This is a genomic window from Kitasatospora sp. NPDC058184, from assembly GCF_042883725.1.
Taxonomy (GTDB): domain Bacteria; phylum Actinomycetota; class Actinomycetes; order Streptomycetales; family Streptomycetaceae; genus Kitasatospora.
This window is the reverse complement of the sequence record NZ_JBHVVE010000010.1, coordinates 48,985-71,903: the sequence shown is the minus strand read 5'-3', so window position 1 is coordinate 71,903 and position 22,919 is coordinate 48,985. Positions and strand designations below refer to the sequence as shown.

Genomic DNA, 22,919 nt, shown 5'->3' with positions numbered 1-22,919 from the left:
GAAGGGAGGGTGCGGCCTCAGCCGTCGGACGTTACCCGCCCGGCGACGAGCCGGGCGCAGTCGTCCACCGAGGCCCGCGAGGTGTCGACGAGCAGGTCGTACGTGACGCCCTCGTGCACCAGCGAGGCCTGCGCGGCGGCCATCCCGGCCGCCCGGTCGCCGCGGGCGGCCTCCCGCTTCGCGGCCACCGCCGGATCGCAGCGCACCCCGACCCAGAGCACGTCCAGGCCCTCCAGCGCCGACCGCCACCGGGCCTGCGAGGCGGCGCCGCCGAGGAACACCTCGTCCACCACGATCCGGGCCTCGGCCCGGGCCATCGCCGCGACCCCGAGCGTCCAGGCGGCGTCCAGGGTGGCGAAGACCGGGCCGACCTCGACCGTCCCGTCCCCGTCCTCCAGCCCGCCGATGCCCTCGCCGCCGGTGCGCAGTGACGGCGGCAGCGCCTCGACCATGGTGTCCGCGCCGAGGTGCAGCCAGGGGTCCGGCAGCAGCTCCTGCAGGCGCAGGGCGATGCTCGACTTGCCGGAGCTGGACCCGCCGTTGAGAACGATCACATGCATGCGCGGAGCCTACGGCCGCACACCCCGCGACGTCGCGGCGTTATCCCGGGGGTGCCACAGGGGTGCGGCCGTGGACCGCACGGCCCCGACCGCCCCCATCAACGCCGCCCCCATCAACGCCGCTCCCCACCGCCGAAGCCCCGGACTACGCCGCCCCCGCCGCGAAGGCCGCCGCCGCGGCGGTGAAGGAGGCGGCCACCGCCGGTGCGCCCGCCCAGTGCAGGTGCAGGTAGGAGGCGTGCACGTTGCCGCTCGCGAAGCCCTCGGTGCGGGGGCCGGTCGGCAGGCGCCAGCCCCAGGCGGGGAGTTCGCCCGCGCCGGGCTCGCAGACCGTGCGGTGGAACTCGTGGCCGCGCAGCCTGGTGCCGGCCGGGGCCAGCGGGGAGTCGTGCAGGGCGACCGCCTCCCGGTAGCCGAGGGTGAGGCGTTCGGTCATCCGGGCGTCGGTGGGCAGTACGCCGCACATCGGCAGGCCGTCCAACTCCCGTCCCAGGTAGAGCAGTCCGGCGCACTCGGCGGCGACCGGCCCGCCCGCGGCGGCGAACGCGGCGATGGCGGCGCGCAGCGGGGCGTTGCCGCTCAGCTCGCGGACGTACAGCTCGGGGAAGCCGCCGCCGATGACCAGGCCGGCCGTTCCGGCGGGCAGCGAGGAGGCGTGCAGCGGGTCGAACGGGACCACCTCCGCGCCCGCCGCGCCGAGCAGTTCGGCGTTCTCGGCGTACGAGAAGGAGAAGGCCGCGCCGCCCGCCACCGCGATCCGGGGCCGGCCGGCCACCGGGGTGACCTCGGCCGACGGGGCCCAGGGTTCGGCGTCCAACTCTGGTGCCGTCCGGGCGAGTTCGAGCAGGGCTTCCAAGTCGACCGAGGAGGCGACCAGTTCACCCATGTCGGCGACCGCCCGGAGGGCCTCCGCCGAGCGTTCCACCGCCGGGATCAGCCCGAGGTGGCGGGAGGGTGTGGCGACCGCCGTCGAGCGGCGCAGCGCGCCCAGCACCGGCACGCCGGAGCCCTCCTCCAGGGCCTCGCGCAGCAGGTGCTCGTGCCGGTCGGAGGCGACCCGGTTGAGGATCACCCCGGCGAGCCGCACCTGCGGGTCCCAGGAGGCGAAGCCGTGCACCAGCGCGGCCACCGAGCGGGACTGCGAGGAGCCGTCCACGACCAGTACCACCGGCGCCCGCAGCAGCTTGGCGACGTGCGCCGTGGAGGCCAGTTCGCCGCGCCCGGAGGCCCCGTCGAACAGGCCCATGACCCCCTCGACGACGGCGACGTCCGCCCCCGCCGCGCCGTGCAGGAACAGCGGCGCGATCCGCTCCGGCCCGCACATGAAGGCGTCCAGGTTGCGGCCCGGGCGCCCGGCGGCGAGCGCGTGGTAGCCCGGGTCGATGTAGTCGGGGCCGACCTTGTGCGGCGACACCGCCAGCCCGCGCGCGGCGAGCGCCGCGATCAGGCCGGTGGCGACGGTGGTCTTGCCGGCGCCCGAGGAGGGCGCGGCGACGACGAGGCGGGGGATGTTGCTCAACGGTCTACCACTCGATACCGCGCTGGCCCTTGCGGCCGGCGTCCATGGGGTGCTTGACCTTGGTCATCTCGGTGACCAGGTCGGCGAAGCCGGTCAGCGCCTCGGGCGCGTACCGGCCGGTGATGACGACGTGCTGGCTGCCCGGGCGGTCCTTGAGCACGGCGACCACCTCGTCCGGGTCGACCCACCCCCAGTGCATCGGGTAGGTGAACTCGTCGAGCACGTAGAAGCGGTAGGTCTCGGCCGCGAGGTCGCGCTTGACCTGCTCCCAGCCCTCCTTGGCCGCCTCCTCGCTGGACATCTCCTGCTCGGCGGAGCGCTGGATCCAGGACCAGCCGGAGCCCATCTTGTGCCAGTCGACGGTGCCGCCCTCGCCGGAGGCGCCGAGCACGCGCAGCGCGTTCTCCTCGCCGACCTTCCACTTGGCGGACTTCACGAACTGGAACACCCCGACCGGCCAGCCCTGGTTCCAGGCCCGCAGCGCCATGCCGAACGCGGCCGTGGACTTGCCCTTGCCGGGGCCGGTGTGCACGGCGGTGATCGGCAGCGTGCGGCGCTGACGGGTCGTCAGGCCGTCGTCGGGGACGCTCTCGGGGACTCCCTTGGGCATGTCGGCTCAGGCCGCCTTTCGCATCGAAGTGGTCGAACGGTTCGCGGAGCGGTCCGCGGCGCGGTTCTCGCGGACGAGCGAGGCCACGCCCTCGGCGCGCAGCTCGTCCAGGCTGACGGCGGTCCCGCCGAGCAGCCCGGCCAGGGTGCGGGCCAGGCCCAGGCGGACCGGGCCGGACTCGCAGTCCAGCACCACGCTGGCCGTGCCCTGCGCCGCGAACAGCGCGGCCGCGCGGCGCGACTGGGCGAGCGCGTCCCGCCCGCCGGTGGCCCGGCCGTCGGTCACCACGACCAGCAGCGGGCGCCGGCTCGGGTCGCGCAGCCGCTCCACCCGCAGCACCTCGTGGGCGCGCAGCAGGCCGGCGGCCAGCGGGGTCCGCCCGCCGGTGGGCAGCGACTCCAGCCGGGCCGCGCCGACCTCCACCGAGGAGGTGGGCGGCAGTGCCAGCTCGGCGCCCGAGCCCCGGAAGGTGATCATGCCGATCTTGTCGCGGCGCTGGTAGGCGTCCATCAGCAGCGACAGCACCGCACCCTTGACGGCGGTCATCCGCTGCCGGGCGGCCATCGAGCCGGAGGCGTCCACCACGAACAGCACCAGGTTGGACTCCCGTCCCTGGCGCACCTGTTCGCGGAAGTCGTCCTTGTGCACCACCAGTGCCCGCCCGCTGCGCCCGCGCGCGGCCTGGTGCGGCGCGGCGGCCTGGAGGGTCGCGGTCAGGTGCAGCCGGGCGAGCGCGCCCTGCGGGCGGCGGGCGCGGATGGTGTGCCCGCCGGTGGTCTCGGCGGGGGAGCGGCGGCCCTGGGCGCCGTGCCCGGTGCCCTTCACGGTGAACAGTCGCGTCCGGTACGGGTCGCCGGCCGCGACCGGCGCCGACTCCCGCGCGGGGGCCGGGTGTTGGGCCGGTACGGGCGGCTGTGCGGGTGCCTCGGGGCCATCGGAGGTGGGGTCCTCGGGGGAGGGCGCCTCGGGCGCCTCGGGGCCGCCGTCGGACGGATCGGGCGCGCCGCCGCCGTCGGGGCCGCCCCCGTCCGGGCCGCCCTCCGGCCCGTCGCCGTCGTCGCTGCCGCCACCGTCGCCGTCCGGGTCGGGCCCGTCGTCCTCGGGCTCCGGCTCCTCCTGCTGGGCGTGCTCCTCCAGCGTCCGGTCCAGCTGCTCCTCGTCCAGCCCGGGCGCGTCGAAGGGGTTGCGGCGGCGGCGGTGCGGCAGTGCCAGCTGGGCGGCCTTGCGGACGTCCTCCTCCAGCACCTCGGTGCGCCCGTCCCAGGCGGCCAGCGCGACGGCGGTGCGGGCCATCACGATGTCCGCGCGCAGCCCGTCCACCTCGAACGCGGCGCACACAGCGGTGATCTGACGCAGCGCCACATCGGTCAGCTCGACCTTGGGCAGCAACTCCCGTGCGGCGGTGATGCGTTCGGCGAGCGCCCGCTCCTCCTCGGCGAACCGCGCGGCGAAGCCGGCCGGGTCCGCGTCGTACCCGAGCCGGCGGCGGACCACCTCGGCGCGCTCGGCCGGGTCCCGGGTGGCGGCGATCTCGACGGTCAGGCCGAACCGGTCGAGCAGCTGCGGCCGCAGCTCGCCCTCCTCCGGGTTCATGGTGCCGACCAGCAGGAACCGGGCCGCGTGCCGCACCGACACGCCCTCGCGCTCGACGTACGAGCGGCCCATCGCGGCGGCGTCCAGCAGCAGGTCCACCACGTGGTCCTGGAGCAGGTTCACCTCGTCGATGTAGAGCACGCCGCGGTGCGCCCGGGCGAGCAGTCCGGGCTCGTAGGCCTTGACGCCCTCGGCCAGCGCCCGCTCCAGGTCGAGCGAGCCGACGATCCGGTCCTCGGCCACGCCGACCGGCAACTCGACCAGCTGGGAGGGCCGTTCGGAGGAGGGCGGGGAGTCGTGCGGCCCGTCCGGGCACTGCGGGTCGGGCGCGGCCGGGTCGCAGGCGAAGCGGCAGTCGTCCACGGTGGCGATGGACGGCAGCAGGCCGGCCAGCGCGCGCACCATGGTCGACTTCGCGGTGCCCTTCTCGCCGCGCACCAGCACGCCGCCCACGGCCGGGGAGACCGCGTTCAGCAGCAGTCCGAGCCGCAGGTCGGCCATGCCGACGATCGCGGTGAACGGATAGCGGACGTCACTCATGCCGTACCCCAGTCCTGTCGTGCCTGACTCTGTGATCGTGCCCGGCCCTGCTGCCCCGCCCGGTTCGGCGGTCCTGCCCAGCCCTGCGTCCGTGTCCGGCTCATGCGTCACTCCCAGGGGCCCCGGGCGGGAGGAACGGCAGCGATCCGGCCGCCGGCACCCCGCCCTCGATCAGCTTCCACAGCGCGTCGGTGTCCGCGTGCTCCTCGATCAGGTCGCCCAGCCGGTCCAGCCGGGCCTCGCGCGCCGCGGCGAAGGAGGTGTCCGGCGCCGGGACGAACGCCCGGCCGGACAACTCGGCGACCTCGCGCAGGAGTTCGCGGCGGAACCCGTCGCTCTCCAGCGCGCCGTGCCAGGTCGTGCCCCAGACCGGGCCGACCCGGCAGCCGTCCAGGAAGGGACTGCCCCCCTCCACGGTCACCACCCCGTGGTGGATCTCGTAGCCCTCGACCCGCTGCCCGAACGCCTCGCCGACCGGCCGCGCCAGCACCTTCTCGACGCCGAACCGCACCCGCGTCGGCAGCAGCCCGAGACCGTCGACGGCGCCCGCCTTCGACTCGACCTCGTCCACGATCGAGTGCGCCAGCATCTGGTAGCCGCCGCAGACCCCGAGGACCGGCAGTCCGGCCGCCGCCCGCGCCTTCAGGGCCGGCTCCAGGCCGCGCTCGCGCAGCCAGGCGAGGTCCGCGACGGTGGCCCGGGTACCGGGCAGCACCACCAGGTCGGCGTCGGCCAGCTCCTCCGGCCTGGTCGCCCAGCGGACCAGCACGCCCGGCTCCTGCGCGAGCGCGTCCATGTCGGTGAAGTTGGACAGCCGGGGAAAGCGCACCACGGCCACCCGCAGCACGTCCGCGCCGAGCGGCCCGGGCCCGTCCGCCCGGTCCGCCACGGTGGACAGGTCCAGCGAGTCCTCGGCGTCCAGCCAGAGCCCGGGCAGCATCGGCAGCGTGCCCAGCACCGGACGGCCGGTCAGCTCGTGCAGCATCTCCAGCCCGGGCGCCAGCAGCCGCGCGTCGCCGCGGAACTTGTTGACGAACCAGCCCGCCACGTGCCGCTGGTCCTCCGCCGACAGCAGCGCCAGCGTCCCGTACATCGCCGCGAAGACCCCGCCGCGGTCGATGTCCCCGACCACCACCACCGGCAGGGCGGCGGCCGTGGCCAGGCCCATGTTGGCGATGTCGCGGTCGCGCAGGTTGATCTCGGCGGGCGATCCCGCGCCCTCGCAGACCACCACGTCGTAGCGGCCGCGCAGGTCGGCCAGGCACTCCAGGGCGCGCTCCAGCAGGACGGGCTTGCGCTCGCGGTAGTCCAGCGCGCCGACCTCGGCCACCGGTCGGCCGAGCAGCACCACCTGGCTGCGGCCGTCCGCGCCCGGCTTGAGCAGCACCGGGTTCATCGCCGCCTCCGGCTCCACCCGGGCGGCCTGCGCCTGCATCGCCTGGGCGCGGCCGATCTCGGCGCCGTCGGCGGTGACGAAGGAGTTGAGCGACATGTTCTGCGCCTTGAACGGCGCGACCCGTACGCCCTGGCGGGCGAGCCACCGGCAGATCCCGGCCGTCACCACGCTCTTGCCCGCGTCCGAGGTCGTCCCCGCGACCAGCAGTGCGTTGCTCATGCCCGTCCCCTCTTCTTCAGCAGTGCCCGCAGCAGGACGTGCCCCGCGACCGTCGTACCCAGCGCCAGTGCGCCCACCCGCCGGGAGAGCGCGCAGGCCCGCTCGATGTCGTCCACCGTCACCGGCCGCAGCTCCGCGCCCAGGACAGGCCGGTGCTCCACCCGCTCGCCGTACCGCAGCGTGCCGCCCAGTCGGACGCCCACCGCGCCGGCGAACGCCGATTCGGCCTGGCCCGCGTTCGGGCTCGGGTGCGCGGAGCCGTCGCGCCGCCAGACCCGCCAGGCGGTCCGGGGCTCGGGGGCGGCGGCCACGGTCAGCAGCGCCGTCAGCCGGGCGCCCGGCCAGCCCGCCACGTCGTCCAGCCGGGCCGAGGCCCAGCCGAACCGGGCGTAGCGGGGCGAGCGGTGGCCGACCATGGCGTCCAGGGTGTTCACGGCGCGGAAGGCCAGCAGGCCGGGGGTGCCGGCCAGGGCGCCCCAGGTCAGCGCGTTCACCACGGCGTCGGCGGTGTTCTCGGCCACCGACTCGACCACCGCCCGGGCGATCTGCTGCCCGTCCAGCGCGCTCGGGTCCCGCCCGCACAGGTGCGGCAGCCGCTCCCGGGCGGCGGCGAGGTCGCCGGCGGCCAGCGAGCGGCCGATGGTGCGGGCCTCCCGGGTCAGCGAGGTGCCGCCGAGCACCGTCCAGGTCGCGGCCGCCGCCAGCGCCGCCCGGCCCAGCGGGCGCCGGCCCACCGTACGGTCCAGGGCGAGCGCGCCCGCCGCGACCGCGCCCACGCACAGCGCGGTGTACCCGGCCCCGGCGGCGCGGTCGTCGCGCCACAGCCGCCGCTCCAGCCGGGTCGCGGCGCTGCCGAAGACGGCCACCGGGTGGCCCCGGCGGGGGTCGGCGAAGCGGGCGTCGGCGGCGTAGCCCGCGGCGGCACCGAGTGCGAACACGGCGGCGCGGGCCAGCGGGCGCGAGGCTCGGGTCAGCGGGCGCGGAGCGGGGGAAGGCGCGCGCGGGGTCATCGGCCGCACGGCGGAGGGCAGCTCGGAGTCCGGCCGGGCGGGGCAGCCTGCATCGCGTGCGTGTCCTCACTCAGGGTCCGCGCCCTGGATCGACGTGACGGCGGCGAGAGTCTCCTGGCTTCCGGGTCGAACGCACCCCCGGAGCCTTCCAGCGGCCGTCGACGGCCCGCCGTGGCGATGTTCCGAGCGTGCTCCCCGGTGACAGTGGCGGGACCGCGCCGGACTTCCACCGGCTTCCTCTCCATGCCTCCGTTTGGCCCCAGGATCCCATCACGGGCCCGAACCGGGAGTCAACCGAGGTCACGGAGGGGTTGGTCACACGGGGACGCCGCTGACGCCCTGTCGGATCGCCCGGCGCGGCCCCGCCCCGACCCCCGCCACGGGCACCCCCTGAGTACCGCCCTGAGTACCGCCCTGAGCACCCCGGGAGCGCCCGCCGGGTGACCCGGACGGCCCAGCCCGGTGGCCGCTCGGGCGGAGCGCCGGTGAACTGGGGCTCGAACACCGTCCGGTCCGTGAAGAACGTCCGTGAACGACGTCCGTGAACAACAGAGCGGGGAGCGAGATGCGTTGGGGAACCGCCGCCGTCGTGGCGGCCGCCGCGGTGGGGGCCGCCGTGCTGGTGGTCGGCCGCCGGGCCTCCGAGCGGATGGTCCGTCCGGTGACCGCCGTCCAGGAGTCCGGGCCGGTCCAGGTCCGCGCCCTCGCCGCCGGCCGGGTCACCTTCACCCGCGGCCCCGCGAGCCTGCGCCCCGGCCGCTGGGCGGTGGAGTGGGCGGACGGCGGGCACGCGGTCGTCGAGGAGGTGCTGCACGCCGACGAACAGGGCGTCACCCGTCGGCTGGTCCGCGCCGACCGGGGCACCCTCGTCCCCGGCACCGAGGTCCGCTTCACCCCGCAGGTCCACCTCGGCGACCCCACCGAGGCGCTCGGCCTCGCCTTCTCCGACACCACCGCCGACGGCGAGCTCGGCGCCCTCCCCGCCTGGCGGCTCGACGGCAAGCGCGGCACCTGGGTGATCCTGGTGCACGGCCCCGGCGACGACCGCCGGCAGACCCTCCCGGTGCTCCCCGTCCTCGACCGGCTCGGCCTGCCCGCCCTCGCCGTCACCTACCGCGGCGACCGGGGCGCCCCCGCCTCCCCGGACGGGCTCAGCCACTTCGGCGAGACCGAGTGGCGCGACATCGAGGCGGCGGTACGGCTGGCGCTCGACAGCGGCGCGGGCAAGGTGATCCTGTACGGCTGGTCCGTCGGCGCGACCATCGTGCTGCAGACCGTGGCCCGCTCCGCCTGGTCGCACGCCGTCCGCGGTCTGATCCTCGACTCGCCCGTGCTCGACCTGCCCGCCTCCGCCCGCCGGGACGCCGCTCGGGCCGGCTTCCAGGGCGTCGCCGCCGAGCTCGGCGCCCTCGCCGCCGAGGGCCGCACCGGGGTCGACCTCGCCGACTTCGGCCGCATCGCCGACGGCACCGACCTGCGGGTGCCGACCCTCCTCCTGCACAGCCCCGAGGACCGGATCGCGCCCTTCGGCGCCGCCGAGAAGCTGGCCGCCGCCCGCCGCGACGTGGTGAGCCTCCAGCCCTTCCCCGGCGCCGACCACGCCACCCTCTGGAACACCGCCCCCGACCGCTACACCGAACTCCTCCGCCGCTGGCTCACCCCGCTCCTCTAGGGGCTCAACCACCCCCCCTGTGCGCGAGGGCGTTTTCGGCTGGTCCCCGCCGCTTTTCCCGGTGCGATTCCCCCCGTCCGGGAATGAACGTTCCTCCCATTCCTCCGGGCCCGCGTGAAAAGTCGGCCCGGCCGACTTCCGGTGCGGCTCGATCCCGATCACGCCGCCCACCATCCGTCCGGATTCGGGCTGGACAGTCCTGCCGGGCGTCGCCGGGCCGAAACGCCCCCGTACGGGCCCCTCGGCTGTCAGGAGCAATATTTGGCCCGGCCCCTTACCCCCCACCCGTACGCACGGTGACCGCCCGAGCATTCCGGGCAACCGGCCCGCCCCCTGTGGCATGGGCAGGTCACACGTTTCCGGCCAGGCGGTTTGCCGTTGTTGCCCGATCTTGCGGAGGTGCCACCGGCGGTCGCCCGGTCGTACGGACAACCGGATGTGACAGAAGGCCGGTACAAGGGGAAGACTGCTCGACGTGACGTCTCGGAACCCGCGCGACCGTGATGCCCCGCTCCCGCCGACGATCGGTACCGGTGCGACGGTGACCCGTCTCCCCGGAACGGCCCAACGGCCCGCCGGTGGCAGGCCGGGCGGGGCGGGAGTCCCCCGTAACGCAGTACCCCGGCGACGAGGGCCCGCTCCGGCTCCCGGGCGGGGCAGGGTTCCCGTGCCGGAGGGCTTTCCGGCACCCTCCGAGCTGGCGCCGCTGGCCCGCCGGATGCTGGTGGACGCCGTCCGGGTCGCCCGCTGGGCCGGTGAGCTGGCCGAGGTCGACAAGCGCGGCGAGCTGCTCCCGGACGACGCCCGCGCGGCGGGCCGGGCCCTGGCCATGACGGTCGGTGCCGCCGCCAAGGCGTGGGGTCAGGCGCTGCTGGTGGGCCTGGTGGAGGCCCGGGACGGCGGAGCCGGCCCCGGCTGGCGCCTGCACGCCTGGGAGCACGACGACGAGGCCGTGGTGCGCGGCTGGTCGGCGCTGTTCGACGCCTGGACCCTGCTCGCCCCGGTGCCGCCCGCGGCGCTGCGCGGCGTCTTCGCCGTCCTGGCCGGGCAGGCCGTGGACCAGGCCCCGCAGCTGCTCTCCTTCCTGCACCTGGTGGACGGCCCGGTCGCCGAGAGCGAGCTGCTGGAGCTGCTGCGCCGCGGCCTGGACGAGCGCCGGGTCGGCACCGGCCTCGGCGGCCCCGGCCTGTCGCCGGTGCCGCACGCGGCCTCGGCCGTCTCCGCCGTCCGCGGCACCTGCCGTGCGCCGCAGATCGACACCCCGGCCGCGCCCTCGGACGTGGCCGCCGTCCTGGACTGGATGCTGGACGGCCTGGCGGCCGTCGGCGCCCTGGTGCGCAGGAACGACGCCGCGGAGCTGTCGCCGCTCGGCCACTGGGCGGTGCGGGCGAAGCTGGAGGAGATCTGCACGGTCGCGCAGACCGCGGCCGGGCACATCGAGCAGAGCGCCTTCGAGCTGCTGAACGCTTGCGCGGACTACTCGCCGGGCCCGGCCCGCGCCGAGTTCCGGGCCTGGGTCGCGGCCCGTCCGGCCGACCGGGCGGTGGGCGAGCTGCTGGACGCCGCCCAGGGCGACGACGCGCTGGTGCGCGGGCTGGCCTTCGAGGCGCTGCGGGTGGCCGGCGGACCGGCCGAGCAGGCGGTGCGCGCGGCGGTGGACGAGCCGGTGCTGCGCCCGTACGCGCTGCTGTGGCTGGCGGAGCGCGCGGACGAGGGCGTCGCCCCGGCGGACGTGCTGGGCGCGGAGGACGCGGCCTGGCTCTGGGTGGACACCGCGGCCGCGGTGCTCGACCACGGCGAGACCGAGCTGCTGGTGGGCCACGTCGAGGGCGCCGCGGCGGGCGACCCGGTCCGGCTGTTCGCCCGGGCCCGGCAGTCCGGCCACCCGCGGGCGGCCTCGGTGCTGACGGCGGTCTCGAGCGTGCACCCGGACCCGGGCGTGGCCCGGGCGGCCCGCCGCTCGGCGTTCAGCGTGCACACCGGCGGCGCCTGAGCCGCACGGGCGCACGGGAACACGGGCGCACAGGAACACGGGAACACGGAAAGGGCCCGGAACCATCAGGTTCCGGGCCCTTCCCCATGTCGGTCGTGGGACGGCTCAGCCGAGCCGCGACTCCGCCCGCCGGGCGCGGACGTCGCCGACCTTCTGCCCCACCTTGCGGCGGATGACCAGCAGCGGCGCCATCGCGGCGAGCGTGATCTGGGCGAACGCGCCGACGTGCATCAGGCTGTCGCCGCCGGGCAGCCCGGTCGCCCAGGCGGCCAGGCAGCCGATCGCGACGACGACCCAGCAGAGCGTGGCGGTGGCCAGCAGCCCCTGCGGCTTCGGGTACTCGATCCGGCTGACCATCAGGTACGCGGCGCCGAAGATGGCGAGCAGACCGGGCAGGAACGGCGGGTCGAGCAGCACGATGGCGATCACCGTCATCGCGCCCATCGGGCAGGGCATGCCCTGGAACACCCCGGGCCGCATCTTGACGGCCGAGAAGCGGGCCAGCCGCAGGACCACCGCGAGCAGTACGGTCAGCGCGATCAGCGCCGACAGCTTGCTGTTGGAACCCGGGGAGACCATGCCCCAGACCGCGACGAAGTAGGCCGGCGCGATGCCGAAGCTGATCAGGTCCGCGAGGTTGTCCAGTTCCGCTCCGAGGGCGGAGGAGCGCAGCTTGCGCGCCACCAGCCCGTCGAAGAGGTCGCACATCGAGCCGATCAGCAGCAGCGTGACCGCGGTGGCGGCGCTGTGCCGGTCCGGAGCGGCGTCCGGGTTGGTGATGTGCGGGACCAGGACCCCGGTGGTGATCGAGTAGATCGCCAGGAAGCCGCAGACGGCGTTCCCCAGGGTCAGGAAGTCGGCCGTGGACAGGTGCTGGGGAGAGCGCGGGGCACGCAGCTCGCGGTCCCGTGCCCAGCGGCGGCGGCGCAGGGCCGTCTCCTCGTCGTCCAGGCCGACGATTGTCTCAGGATCAGTCACGGTCAAGGCGCGTCACCCCGGCTGTGGTCTTCTGGCCGACCTCGACGCCGACCTCGACGCTGGCCGGCAGGTAGGTGTCGACGCGGGACCCGAACCGGATCAGACCGATCCGGTCGCCCTGCTCGACCTTGGTTCCGGCGTCCACGTACGGCACGATGCGGCGGGCCACGGCCCCCGCGATCTGGACCATCTCGATGTCGCCGAGCTCGGTGTCGAAGTGCCAGACGACCCGCTCGTTCTGGTCGCTGTCCTTGTTGAACGCGGGGACGAAGCCGCCCGCGACGTGCTCGACCGACGTCACGGTGCCCGGCAGGGGCGCGCGGTTGACGTGGACGTTCAGCGGGCTCATGAAGATCGCGACCCGGGTGCGGCCGTCCGGCCAGGCGTCGATGCTCTGCACCACGCCGTCGGCGGGGGAGATCACTCTGCCCGTGCCGATCTCACGCTCGGGGTCGCGGAAGAACCACAGCATGCCCGCGCCGAGGGCACAGGCGGGTACCGCAGCCAGGGCCCACTTGCCGCTGCGCCGGGTGAGGGCGGTGGTCACGGCGGCCGTGGCGAGGGTGGGGACGAACCAGGGGGTGGCTCCGCGCGCGATGGTCACGCGGGGTCGCCGACCGGCCGTCGGGGCTGCGAGGGCATCGCGGTCCGTGACGGAGGTGTGAGGGGACGGGCTGATGGGCATCGAAGACCTTTGTCGCGGGGGATCATGGCCGCTGGACGGGGGCCACCGCGGAATCGGTAATAGAGGGACGGCTTGCTGTCCCGGTGGATGCTATCGGGAGCAGACGGTGGGTGGGCAACCCGCCTGCTCGTTCACGTGTCCGGTGGCGGCGCGTGTGCGCGTCCACTCCTACGACCGTAGCTCGGCCCGGTCCGGTTCCCAAGGGACCCGACAGGGCTGGTGACTCTTGTCTCAACGGGTGCGCGGACGGAACCCGGCGGACGAAACGGCCGTAGCGGCCGGAAGCGGGTGTGCGGAAGCGGCCGCAGGGCGCGTCGTTGCAGCTGTACGCCCTGCGGCCGCTTCCGGCGGGCCGTGCCGGACCCAGGCGGACCAGGCCGGGCCCGTGACGGGGCACGGCCCCGCGCCGGGACGGGCCCGCACGCCCGTCGACCGGCGGTTCGAGGGGGCCGCCCGGCGACGGGGTGCGTCGGCGGGCGGCCCGGGGGTCAGTCGGCGATCCGGTACTCCTCGAGGAGCCGGCGCCCGACGATCATCTTCTGGATCTCCGCAGTACCTTCACCGATGAGCAGCATCGGGGCCTCGCGGTAGAGGCGCTCGATCTCGTACTCCTTCGAGAAGCCGTAGCCGCCGTGGATGCGGAAGGCGTCCTCGACGACCTCCTTGCAGTACTCGGAGGCGAGGTACTTGGCCATGCCGGCCTCGAGGTCGTTGCGCTCGCCGCCGTCCTTCTTGCGGGCGGCCATGACCATCATCTGATGGGCGGCCTCGACCTTGGTGGCCATCTCGGCGAGCTTGAACTGGATCGCCTGGTGCTCGGCGATCTTCTTGCCGAAGGTGGAGCGCTGCTGGGCGTAGGCGATGCCGAGCTCGAAGGCGCGGCGGGCGACGCCGCAGCCGCGGGCGGCGACGTTGACGCGGCCGACCTCGACGCCGTCCATCATCTGGTAGAAGCCGCGGCCCGGGACGCCGCCGAGAACGCGGTTCACCGGGACGCGGACGTCCTGGAGGACCAGCTCGGTGGTGTCGACGCCCTTGTAGCCCATCTTCTCGATCTTGCCGGGCACGGTCAGGCCGGGAACCGAGGGGTTCGGGCCGAAACCGGCCTCCTTCTCGATCAGGAAGGTGGTCATGTTCTTGTACGGGCTGCTGCCGCCCTCGTCGGTCTTGCAGAGGACCGCGACCAGGGTGGAGGTGCCGCCGTTGGTGAGCCACATCTTCTGGCCGTTGAGGACGTAGAACTCGCCGTCCTTGACGCCCTTGGTGGAGATGGCCGAAACGTCGGAGCCGAGGCCCGGCTCGGACATCGAGAAGGCGCCGCGGATCTCGCCGGCCGCCATCCTCGGCAGGAAGTGGTCCTTCTGCTCCTGGGTGCCGTGGGCGTTGATCATGTGCGCCACGATGAAGTGGGTGTTCACGATGCCGGAGACCGACATCCAGCCGCGGGCGATCTCCTCGACCACCAGGGCGTAGGTGAGCAGCGACTCGCCGAGGCCGCCGTACTCCTCGGGGATGGTGAGGCCGAACAGGCCGAGCTGCTTCATCCCCTCGACGATGGCGGTCGGGTACTCGTCCTTGTGCTCCAGCTCGGTCGCGACCGGAATGATCTCCTTGTCGACGAAATCCCGCACGGTGGCGAGGATGTCCCGCTGGATCTCGGTGAGGCCGTCGGTCTGTGCGAGGCGTCCCATCGTGCGGCTCCGAAAGGTCTGAGGGTCTGCGGAAAAGTCGGGGAATCCCCGGGGGGGGGGGGGGATTGCGGGGGCCCTGCCGGCGTGGCTGCGGCAGCAGGGCCCCCGGGCCGGGTGGGGCGCGGCCGATGACGGCGGCCTGCCCGTCCGGGGTCTCTCGGGGGGCCCGCGGTGAAAAGCGGGCCCCTATAGAGGGGAGGGGCTCAGGAGAGCGGGGTCGGGCGGCCGGGCTGCTCGCCGCCGCGCTCCTCGGTGTACGTCGCGGTCGGCACCATCACCTTGCGGCGGAAGACGCAGACGACCGTGCCGTCCTGCTTGTACCCCTTGGTCTCGACGTACACGATGCCGCGGTCGTCCTTGGACTTGGACGGCCACTTGTCGAGCACGGTGGTCTCGCCGTAGATCGTGTCGCCGTGGAAGGTCGGCGCGATGTGGCGCAGCGACTCGATCTCCAGGTTGGCGATCGCCTTGCCGGAGACGTCCGGGACGGACATGCCGAGCAGCAGCGAGTAGACGTAGTTGCCCACCACGACGTTCCTGCCGAAGTCGGTCGTCTTCCCGGCGTAGTTGGTGTCCAGGTGGAGCGGGTGGTGGTTCATGGTGAGCAGGCAGAAGAGGTGGTCGTCGTACTCGGTGACCGTCTTGCCGGGCCAGTGCTTGTAGACCGCGCCGACCTCGAACTCCTCGTAGGTGCGTCCGAACTGCATGGCTGCTCAGGCCTCCGGGATCTCGAACTTGGTGGTGCGCTGAAGGCCCGCGGCCCGGCCCTTGCCGGCGACGACCAGCGCCATCTTGCGGCTGGCCTCGTCGATCATCTCGTCGCCGAGCATCGCGGAGCCCTTGGCGCCGCCCGCCTCGGAGGTGCAGTAGTCGTACGCGTCGAGGATCAGCTCGGCGTGGTCGTAGTCCTCCTGCGAGGGCGAGTAGATCTCGTTCGCGGCGGCGACCTGGTCCGGGTGGAGCACCCACTTGCCGTCGAAGCCGAGGGCGGCCGAGCGGCGGGCGACCTCGCGGTAGCCCTCCTGGTTGCGGATCTGGAGGTAGGGGCCGTCGATCGCCTGGAGGTCGTTGGCGCGGGCGGCCATCAGGATGCGCATCAGGATGTAGTGGTAGGCGTCGGCGCCGTAGCCGGGCGGCTGCTCGCCGACCACCAGCGACTTCATGTTGATGGAGGCCATGAAGTCGGCGGGGCCGAAGATGATGGTCTCCAGCCGGGGCGAGGCCTCGGCGATGGCGTCGACGTTGATCAGGCCCTTGGCGTTCTCGATCTGCGCCTCGATGCCGATCCGGCCGACCTCGAAGCCCATGGTCTTCTCGATCTGGGTGAGCAGCAGGTCGAGCGCCTTGACCTGCTCGGCGTCCTGCACCTTCGGCAGCATGATGCAGTCGAGGTTGGGGCCGGCGCCTTCGACCACGGTGATCACGTCGCGGTAGGTCCAGTGGGTGGTCCAGTCGTTGACGCGCACGACGCGGGTCTTGCCGCCCCAGTCGCCGTTGTTGAGGGCGTCGACGATGTTGTGGCGGGCGCTCTCCTTGACCAGCGGGGCGCAGGCGTCCTCCAGGTCGAGGAAGACCTGGTCGGCCGGCAGGCCCTGGGCCTTCTCCAGGAAGCGCGGGTTGCTGCCCGGTACGGCGAGGCAGGAGCGGCGCGGGCGCAGTCGGTTGACAGCAGTCATCAGAATCGAGGGTTCCTTCCCAGTGGTCAGCTGGTCAGCTGGTCAGTTCGTGGCCGCGGTCGGTGCGGACGTCCACGGCTGGAGCTTGTTGGCCAGCCGGATCTCGTCCACGATCCGGCCGATGATGGTGGTGATGCCGAAGTCCTTCGGGGTGAACACGGCGGCGACGCCCGCGGCCTTGAGGGCCTCGCCGTCCGCTGCCGGGATGATGCCACCCACGATCACCGGGACATCCTCCACCCCGGCGCGGCGCAGCCGCTTCAGGACGTCGGGCACCAGCTCGCTGTGCGCGCCGGAGAGGATGGACAGGCCCACGCAGTGGACGTCCTCCGCGACGGCGGCGGAGACGATCTGCTCCGGGGTCAGCCGGATGCCCTGGTAGACCACCTCGAACCCGGCGTCGCGGGCCCGGACGGCGATCTGCTCGGCGCCGTTGGAGTGCCCGTCCAGGCCGGGCTTGCCGACCAGCAGGCGCAGCTTGCCGGCGCCCAGCTCCGCGGCGGTCGCGGCGACCGCGGCGCGGACCTGCTCCAGCTCGCCGCCGGGCTCGGCGGCCACCGCGACGGGGGCGCCGCCGACGCCGGTGGGCGCCCGGTACTCGCCGAAGACCTCGCGCAGGGCGAAGGCCCACTCGCCGGTGGTGACGCCGGCCCGGGCGCAGGCGAGCGTGGCCGGCATCAGGTTGGCCTCGGTGGCGGCGACGGCCTTGAGCTCGGCCAGCGACGACTGGACGGCGGCCTCGTCGCGCTCGGCGCGCCAGGCCTCCAGGGCGGCGAGCACGGACTGCTCGGAGGCCGGGTCGACGACCATGATCGCGGTGTCGAGGTCGGCGGTGAGCGGGCTCGGCTCGGTGGTGTCGAAGCAGTTGACCCCGATGATCTTGTCCTCGCCGGACTCGATCCGGGCCCGGCGGGCGGCGTGCGAGGCGACCAGGTTGGACTTCAGGTAGCCGGACTCGACGGCCGGGATCACCCCGCCCATCTCCAGCACCTTGGCGATCTCCGCCTCGGCGCCGGCCAGCAGCTCCTCGGTCTTGGCCTCGATCACCTGGGAGCCGTTGAAGATGTCGCCGTACTCCAGCAGGTCCGACTCGTACGCCAGCACCTGCTGGATGCGCAGCGACCACTGCTGGTCCCAGGGCCGGGGCAGGCCGAGCGCCTCGTTCCAAGCGGGCAGCTGGACGGCCCGCGCGCGGGCGTCCTTGGAGAGGGTGACGGCCAGCATCTCCAGGACGATCCGCTGGACGTTGTTCTCCGGCTGGGCCTCGGTCAGGCCGAGCGAGTTGACCTGGACGCCGTACCGGAAGCGGCGCTGCTTGGGGTCGGTGACGCCGTAGCGCTCCAGGGTGACCTTCTCCCACAGCCGGGCGAAGGCGCGCATCTTGCACATCTCCTCGACGAAGCGCACGCCGGCGTTCACGAAGAAGGAGATCCGGGCGACCACCTCGCCCATCCGCTCGGCCGGCACCTGGCCGGAGTCGCGCACGGCGTCGAGCACCGAGATGGCGGTGCACATCGCGTAGGCGATCTCCTGGACGGGCGTCGCCCCGGCCTCCTGCAGGTGGTAGCTGCAGATGTTGATCGGGTTCCACTTGGGGATGCTGCCGACCGTGTAGGCGATCATGTCGGTGATCAGCCGCACCGACGGGCCGGGCGGGAAGACGTGCGTCCCGCGCGACAGGTACTCCTTGACGATGTCGTTCTGGGTGGTGCCGGTGAGCGTGGCGATGTCCGCGCCCTGCTCCTCGGCGACCACCTGGTAGAGCGCCAGCAGCCACATCGCGGTGGCGTTGATCGTCATGGAGGTGTTGGTCCGTTCGAGCGGGATGCCGTCGAACAGGGTGCGCATGTCGCCGACGTGCCCGACCGGGACGCCGACCCGGCCGACCTCGCCGCGGGCGAGGACGTGGTCGGAGTCGTAGCCGGTCTGGGTCGGCAGGTCGAAGGCGACGGACAGGCCGGTCTGGCCCTTCGCCAGGTTCCGCCGGTAGAGCGCGTTGGAGTCGCTCGCGGTGGAGTGGCCGGCGTAGGTGCGCATCAGCCAGGGGCGGTCGCGCTTCCGGGGCTCGGTCATCAGATGTTCCTGAAACGGTTGATGGCGTCGAGGTGCTTGGCGCGGAACTCCGCGTCGTGCACGCCCAGGCCCTCCTCGGGGGCCAGGCAGAGCACGCCGACCTTGCCCTGGTGCCTGTTGTGGTGCACGTCCAGGGCGGCCTGGCCGGTCTCCTCCAGGGAGTAGACCTTGGAGAGGGTCGGGTGGATCTTCCCCTTGGCGATCAGGCGGTTGGCCTCGAAGGCCTCGCGGTAGTTGGCGAAGTGCGAGCCGACGATCCGCTTGAGCGACATCCACAGGTACCGGTTGTCGTACTGGTGCATGTAGCCGGAGGTGGAGGCGCAGGTGACGATGGTGCCGCCCTTGCGGGTGACGTACACCGAGGCGCCGAAGGTCTCCCGGCCCGGGTGCTCGAAGACGATGTCCACGTCCTCGCCGCCGGTGAACTCGCGGATCTTCGCGCCGAGGCGCTTCCACTCGCGCGGGTCCTGGTTGTTCTCGTCCTTCCAGAACCGGTAGCCCTCGGCGGAGCGGTCGATGATCGCCTCGGCGCCCATGGCGCGGCAGATCTCGGCCTTCTGGTCGCTGGAGACCACGCAGATCGGGGTGGCGCCGCCGGCCAGCGCGTACTGGGTGGCGTACGAGCCGAGGCCGCCGCTGGCGCCCCAGATCAGCACGTTGTCGCCCTGCTTCATGCCGGCGCCGTTGCGCGAGACCAGCTGGCGGTACGCGGTGGAGTTGACCAGGCCGGGGGAGGCGGCCTCCTCCCAGGTGAGGTGCCGGGGCTTGGGCAGCAGCTGGTTGGTCTTCACCAGGGCCAGCTGCGCCAGGCCGCCGAAGTTGGTCTCGAAGCCCCAGATGCGCTGCTCCGGGTCCATCATCGTGTCGTTGTGGCCGTCCGCGGACTCCAGTTCGACCGAGAGGCAGTGCGCGACGACCTCGTCGCCGGGCTTCCAGGCGTTGACCCCGGCGCCGGTGCGCAGCACCACGCCGGCCAGGTCGGAGCCGACCACGTGGTACGGCAGGTCGTGGCGCTTGGTCAGCGGCGACAGCCGGCCGTACCGCTCCAGGAAGCCGAAGGTGGAGACCGGCTCGAAGATCGAGCTCCAGACGGTGTTGTAGTTCACCGCGCTGGCCATGACGGCGACCAGGGCCTCGCCCGGGCCCAGCTCGGGCAGGGCGACCTCGTCGAGGTGAAGGGACTTGCGGGGGTCCTTGTCGCGGCTGGCGAGGCCCGCGAACATCTGCTCGTCGTCCTTGTGGAGCGTCACCGCCCGGTAGGACTCGGGGAGCTTGATCGCCGCGAAGTCCGCCGACGTGCTGTCGGTGCTGAGGATCGCGTCGAGGATTTCCTGCATGGCTGCCTCCGAAGGCGTACCTGTGCGAGGGTCACAGGGCGTCTGGGGGAGCCGGGAGCGGACACCGGCTTCGCTGAGGTGGGTGGTGGGCGGGTCAGACGGGGCACCCGGGGTGGACCGGGCCGTTCTGGCTCTCTGCTCCCGGGGTGTGGGAACGCCGGACGACGGCGCGCCGAGGTGGGGAGCCGCGGCGCCGCGACTGGTGAGTAACAAGGTAGTGGCACCCTGTGCCACTCGTAAAGACACCGGGTGCCAGGAATTCCAGTCGGTTCAGAGGCCGCGTGACGCGCGTTGCGCGGGCATGCGAAAGGCCCGCGCCGACATCCCGGCGCGGGCCCTCGATACCGCTCTGACCTGCGTGAATACTGGGTCTACGACTCCCGGGCGCCACTCAGTGCGGCCCGGATGCTGTCCACCACGACGTCCAGCGGAGCGTCCGTCCGGGCGACTGTGATGAGCACCTCACCTCCGGGACTGGCACTCAGTGCGCTCTCGACCCCGGCGTCCCCCGGGGTCCCGTTGGCACCCGGTGCCACCACCGATCCCCGCCGCCTGGCACCCGGGGCACTGGAGGCCCAGAAGGTCCGCCGGATCACCTCGAAGGAGTGGTCCAGCTGCGCCTCCACGTCGCCCCGGCCGCCGGCCCGCAGCCAGCGCCGCAGCACGTGGTTGTGCGCCGCGACCACCGCCGCCGCCGAGACCTCGGCCAGCATCGAGTCGTCCTCGCCGCCGCGCTGCCAGCCGGACGGGATGGACTCGCCGGTGTCGAAACGGCCCAGCAGGTAACGGGTGAACAGCCGCTCGTAGCGGGCCACCACGGCGATCTCCCGCTCGCGCAGCGCCGGGACCTGACGGATCAGCTGGTACCGCGCCACCGACACCCCCGGGGTGGAGGCGTACATCCGCAGCACCTCCTTGATGCCGCGGCAGACCACGTCCAGCGGGTGCTCCTCCGGCTCCGCGCTGGCCAGCAGGTCGGCCACCCGCACCAGGGTGTCGTCGTGGTCCGGGAAGATCGCCTCCTCCTTGGACCGGAAGTACCGGAAGAAGGTGCGCCGGGCCACCCCGGCGGCGGCCGCGATCTGGTCGACCGTGGTCTCCTCGTAGCCCTGCGAGGCGAACAGCTCCATCGCGGCCGTGGCCAGGTCCTGGCGCATCTGCTGGCGCTGCGCCGCCGCCCGGCGGCTGCCCGGCCCGCCCTCCGGCCCGGTGCCCCCGGTCGAGGGGCTGGTCCGGTCGGCGCCGCCGTGCGGCCCGGCGGGGTGCTGCGGGGAGGTTGACTGAACCCGATCCATGTCCGGAACGCTACACGGCCCGGACGGCGCGCCCGCGGCCCTTCCCCGCCGCACCGGCACCACCGGTCCGGTCACGGCCGGGCGGGGCCAGCGGGAGGTCGCCGTCCCGGGGCTCCAGACGGGGCGCGGGGAGGCCATGGAGCCCTGTGGCGGCGCGGCGTGCGGTCCGGCAGGGGGCGGCTCGTACGGCAGCTCGTACGGGCCGCCCCCGGCCTGCGGGGTGGTCACCGGCGCGCGTGGTCGCGGAAGCCGCGGCCGGTCTTGCGGCCCAGGCAGCCCGCCGCGACCAGGTGCTCCAGCAGCGGCGCGGCCGCCAGGCCGGGCTCGCGGAACTCCTGGTGCAGCACCCGCTCGATCGTCAGCGAGACGTCCAGGCCGACCACGTCCAGCAGCTCGAACGGGCCCATCGGGTAGCCGCAGCCGAGCTTCATCGCGGTGTCGATGTCGTCCACCGTCGCGTAGTGCTCCTGGAGCATCCGCACCGCGTCGTTCAGGTAGGGGAAGAGCAGCGCGTTGACGATGAAGCCGGCCCGGTCGCCGCACTCCACCGGGTGCTTGCGGACCTTCGCGGTCAGCTCCAGCACCGTCGCGGTGACGTCCGGCGCGGTCAGCACCGTGGAGACCACCTCGACCAGCTTCATCGCCGGGGCCGGGTTGAAGAAGTGCATGCCGATCACGTCCTGCGGCCGCGAGGTGGCGGTCGCGCAGCTGATCACCGGCAGCGAGGAGGTGGTGGTGGCGAGCACCGCGCCCGGCCGGACGATCTTGTCCAGGGTGGCGAACAGCTCGCGCTTGACCGCCAGGTCCTCGGCGACCGCCTCGACCACCAGGTCCACCTCGGCCAGCTCGGTGTACTGGCCGACCGGGGTGACCAGCGCCAGCGCGGCGTCCCGCGCCTGCGCGGACAGCCGGCCCTTGGCCACCGAGCGCTCCAGCGACCTCGCCAGCTGCGCCTTGGCCGCCTCGGCCTTCTCCTGGCTGCGGGCGGCCAGCAGCACCGGGTGCCCGGCCTTGGCGAACACCTCGGCGATGCCGGTGGCCATCGTCCCGGAGCCGCAGACGCCGACGGTGCGCACCTCCCGGCCCGGCACCTTCGGCAGGGCCGGCCCGGTCGCCGCGTCCACGGCGCGGGACGAGCCCGGCGCCTCGTAGGTGTAGAAGCCGCGGCCGGTCTTGCGGCCCAGCAGCCCGGCCGCGACCAGCTGGCCGAGGATCGGGGCCGGTGCGTGCAGGCGGTCCCGGGACTGCTCGTACATCGCCTCCAGCACGGTGCGCGCGGTGTCGACGCCAATCAGGTCGAGCAGCGCCAGCGGGCCCATCGGCAGGCCGCAGCCGAGCCGCATCGCGGCGTCGATGTCCTCCCGCGAGGCGTACTTGGACTCGAACATCGCGGCGGCCTGGTTCAGGTAGGCGAACAGCAGGCCGTTCACCACGAAGCCGGCCCGGTCGCCGGCCGCCACCGGCTCCTTGCCGAGGTCGCGGGCGAAGGCGGCGGCGTCCTCGGCGGTCCGCGGGGAGGTCAGCACGGTGCGGACCACCTCGACCAGCTTCATGCCGTGCACCGGGTTGAAGAAGTGCAGGCCGAGCACCCGCTCCGGACGGGCGGTCGCGGCGGCGATCCGGGTCACCGACAGCGCGGTGGTGCCGGTGGCGAGCACGGTGCCCTCCGGGCAGATCCGGTCCAGCTCGGCGAAGACCTCCCGCTTCAGCTCCAGCTGCTCGGGGACCTCCTCGATCACCAGGTCCGCCCCGGCGGCGGCCGCGAGCTCGTGGCCGACCGAGATCCGGGCCAGCAGCCCGGTGCGCTCCTCGGCGGTGAGCCGCTCCCGGCCGACCGCGTGCGCGGTGGCCTCCTCGATCCGGGCCAGCGCCCGGGCGGCCGAGTCCTCGGTGGCCTCGATGCCGATCACCCGGCGGCCGCTCTTGGCGACGGCCACCGCGACGCCGGCACCCATCGTGCCGAGGCCGACGACGGCGACAGTGGGGAAGGGACGCTCCATCTGTCCTGTACTCCTAGTCATGAAGGGCCCGCGCGTGCTCCGGCGGGCACGCCGCCGCGCCCGTACGCCGGG

The 22,919-nt window shown here is 73.8% G+C and carries 17 protein-coding genes and 1 riboswitch; of the genes, 2 read left to right on the top strand and 15 right to left on the bottom strand.

The features are described 5' to 3' along the window. Positions 1–17 precede the first annotated feature (17 nt). From cpt to ACFVXH_RS20415, 6 genes are all read right to left on the bottom strand, one after another. A complete protein-coding gene (gene cpt / locus ACFVXH_RS20440) occupies positions 18–554 on the bottom strand; it encodes a chloramphenicol phosphotransferase CPT (RefSeq protein ID WP_387826178.1) in 537 nt (178 codons plus the stop codon). A 151-nt stretch (positions 555–705) separates the two neighbouring features. Then, positions 706–2,079 carry a cobyrinate a,c-diamide synthase gene (locus ACFVXH_RS20435; RefSeq protein WP_387825746.1) on the bottom strand — a complete coding sequence of 458 codons (1,374 nt, stop codon included), beginning with the start codon at positions 2,077–2,079 and terminating at the stop codon, positions 706–708. Between the two features lie 4 nt (positions 2,080–2,083). Further along, on the bottom strand, positions 2,084–2,689 hold the full coding sequence (gene cobO, locus ACFVXH_RS20430) for a cob(I)yrinic acid a,c-diamide adenosyltransferase (RefSeq protein ID WP_049655361.1): 606 nt from the start codon (positions 2,687–2,689) through the stop codon (positions 2,084–2,086). 6 nt (positions 2,690–2,695) lie between these two features. Next, positions 2,696–4,822 (bottom strand): putative cobaltochelatase, encoded by a 2,127-nt coding sequence (locus ACFVXH_RS20425; RefSeq protein ID WP_387825743.1) that lies wholly within the window; start codon positions 4,820–4,822, stop codon positions 2,696–2,698. Positions 4,823–4,922: 100 nt separating this feature from the next. After that, positions 4,923–6,437 carry a cobyric acid synthase gene (locus ACFVXH_RS20420; RefSeq protein WP_387825740.1) on the bottom strand — a complete coding sequence of 505 codons (1,515 nt, stop codon included), beginning with the start codon at positions 6,435–6,437 and terminating at the stop codon, positions 4,923–4,925. Next, a complete protein-coding gene (locus ACFVXH_RS20415) occupies positions 6,434–7,447 on the bottom strand; it encodes a cobalamin biosynthesis protein (protein WP_387825737.1) in 1,014 nt (337 codons plus the stop codon). Before ACFVXH_RS20415 ends, ACFVXH_RS20420 begins: the two co-directional genes overlap by 4 nt. Positions 7,448–7,554: 107 nt before the next feature. Continuing rightward, a riboswitch (cobalamin riboswitch) is annotated at positions 7,555–7,688 on the bottom strand. A gap of 324 nt (positions 7,689–8,012) precedes the next feature. On the opposite strand from ACFVXH_RS20415, the gene ACFVXH_RS20410 reads away from it, so the two are divergent. After that, positions 8,013–9,119: an alpha/beta hydrolase family protein gene (locus tag ACFVXH_RS20410; protein WP_387825734.1), complete on the top strand. Its 1,107-nt coding sequence runs from the start codon at positions 8,013–8,015 to the stop codon at positions 9,117–9,119. 667 nt (positions 9,120–9,786) lie between these two features. Further along, positions 9,787–11,112: a hypothetical protein gene (locus ACFVXH_RS20405; protein WP_074001623.1), complete on the top strand. Its 1,326-nt coding sequence runs from the start codon at positions 9,787–9,789 to the stop codon at positions 11,110–11,112. 105 nt (positions 11,113–11,217) lie between these two features. Here ACFVXH_RS20405 and ACFVXH_RS20400 read toward each other — a convergent pair whose 3' ends face one another. From ACFVXH_RS20400 to ACFVXH_RS20360, 9 genes are all read right to left on the bottom strand, one after another. Continuing rightward, a complete protein-coding gene (locus ACFVXH_RS20400) occupies positions 11,218–12,096 on the bottom strand; it encodes a phosphatidylcholine/phosphatidylserine synthase (protein ID WP_369808332.1) in 879 nt (292 codons plus the stop codon). After that, entirely contained in the window at positions 12,083–12,775 is a 693-nt protein-coding gene (locus ACFVXH_RS20395; RefSeq protein ID WP_387825730.1) for a phosphatidylserine decarboxylase, read from the bottom strand. Before ACFVXH_RS20395 ends, ACFVXH_RS20400 begins: the two co-directional genes overlap by 14 nt. A 488-nt stretch (positions 12,776–13,263) precedes the next feature. Then, positions 13,264–14,466, bottom strand: coding sequence for an acyl-CoA dehydrogenase family protein (locus ACFVXH_RS20390; RefSeq protein WP_387825727.1), 1,203 nt, complete (start codon positions 14,464–14,466; stop codon positions 13,264–13,266). A 203-nt stretch (positions 14,467–14,669) separates the two neighbouring features. Beyond that, a complete protein-coding gene (locus ACFVXH_RS20385) occupies positions 14,670–15,173 on the bottom strand; it encodes a MaoC family dehydratase (RefSeq protein ID WP_049655661.1) in 504 nt (167 codons plus the stop codon). A gap of 6 nt (positions 15,174–15,179) precedes the next feature. Beyond that, complete coding sequence (locus ACFVXH_RS20380) at positions 15,180–16,142, bottom strand: CoA ester lyase (RefSeq protein ID WP_049655662.1); 963 nt, start codon at positions 16,140–16,142, stop codon at positions 15,180–15,182. A gap of 42 nt (positions 16,143–16,184) precedes the next feature. Then, positions 16,185–18,215, bottom strand: a complete 2,031-nt coding sequence (locus tag ACFVXH_RS20375) for a protein meaA (protein ID WP_049655664.1) — start codon at positions 18,213–18,215, stop codon at positions 16,185–16,187. After that, positions 18,215–19,552, bottom strand: coding sequence for a crotonyl-CoA carboxylase/reductase (ccrA, locus tag ACFVXH_RS20370; RefSeq protein WP_049655667.1), 1,338 nt, complete (start codon positions 19,550–19,552; stop codon positions 18,215–18,217). Before ccrA ends, ACFVXH_RS20375 begins: the two co-directional genes overlap by 1 nt. Before the next feature lie 371 nt (positions 19,553–19,923). Further along, positions 19,924–20,847, bottom strand: a complete 924-nt coding sequence (locus tag ACFVXH_RS20365; protein ID WP_380737341.1) for a TetR family transcriptional regulator — start codon at positions 20,845–20,847, stop codon at positions 19,924–19,926. A 224-nt stretch (positions 20,848–21,071) separates the two neighbouring features. Beyond that, entirely contained in the window at positions 21,072–22,847 is a 1,776-nt protein-coding gene (locus ACFVXH_RS20360) for a 3-hydroxyacyl-CoA dehydrogenase family protein (protein ID WP_375873289.1), read from the bottom strand. Positions 22,848–22,919: the final 72 nt, after the last annotated feature.

Excerpts from the sequence above, each read along its gene's own strand:
- cobO (WP_049655361.1), bottom strand. The coding sequence starts at position 2,689 with ATGCCCAAGGGAGTCCCCGAGAGCGTCCCCGACGACGGCCTGACGACC.
- ACFVXH_RS20425 (WP_387825743.1), bottom strand. The coding sequence starts at position 4,822 with ATGAGTGACGTCCGCTATCCGTTCACCGCGATCGTCGGCATGGCCGAC.
- ACFVXH_RS20420 (WP_387825740.1), bottom strand. The coding sequence starts at position 6,437 with ATGAGCAACGCACTGCTGGTCGCGGGGACGACCTCGGACGCGGGCAAG.
- ACFVXH_RS20415 (WP_387825737.1), bottom strand. The coding sequence starts at position 7,447 with ATGACCCCGCGCGCGCCTTCCCCCGCTCCGCGCCCGCTGACCCGAGCC.
- ACFVXH_RS20410 (WP_387825734.1), top strand. The coding sequence starts at position 8,013 with ATGCGTTGGGGAACCGCCGCCGTCGTGGCGGCCGCCGCGGTGGGGGCC.
- ACFVXH_RS20395 (WP_387825730.1), bottom strand. The coding sequence starts at position 12,775 with ATGCCCATCAGCCCGTCCCCTCACACCTCCGTCACGGACCGCGATGCC.
- ACFVXH_RS20390 (WP_387825727.1), bottom strand. The coding sequence starts at position 14,466 with ATGGGACGCCTCGCACAGACCGACGGCCTCACCGAGATCCAGCGGGAC.
- ACFVXH_RS20385 (WP_049655661.1), bottom strand. The coding sequence starts at position 15,173 with ATGCAGTTCGGACGCACCTACGAGGAGTTCGAGGTCGGCGCGGTCTAC.
- ACFVXH_RS20380 (WP_049655662.1), bottom strand. The coding sequence starts at position 16,142 with ATGACTGCTGTCAACCGACTGCGCCCGCGCCGCTCCTGCCTCGCCGTA.
- ACFVXH_RS20375 (WP_049655664.1), bottom strand. The coding sequence starts at position 18,215 with ATGACCGAGCCCCGGAAGCGCGACCGCCCCTGGCTGATGCGCACCTAC.
- ccrA (WP_049655667.1), bottom strand. The coding sequence starts at position 19,552 with ATGCAGGAAATCCTCGACGCGATCCTCAGCACCGACAGCACGTCGGCG.
- ACFVXH_RS20365 (WP_380737341.1), bottom strand. The coding sequence starts at position 20,847 with ATGGATCGGGTTCAGTCAACCTCCCCGCAGCACCCCGCCGGGCCGCAC.
- ACFVXH_RS20360 (WP_375873289.1), bottom strand. The coding sequence starts at position 22,847 with ATGGAGCGTCCCTTCCCCACTGTCGCCGTCGTCGGCCTCGGCACGATG.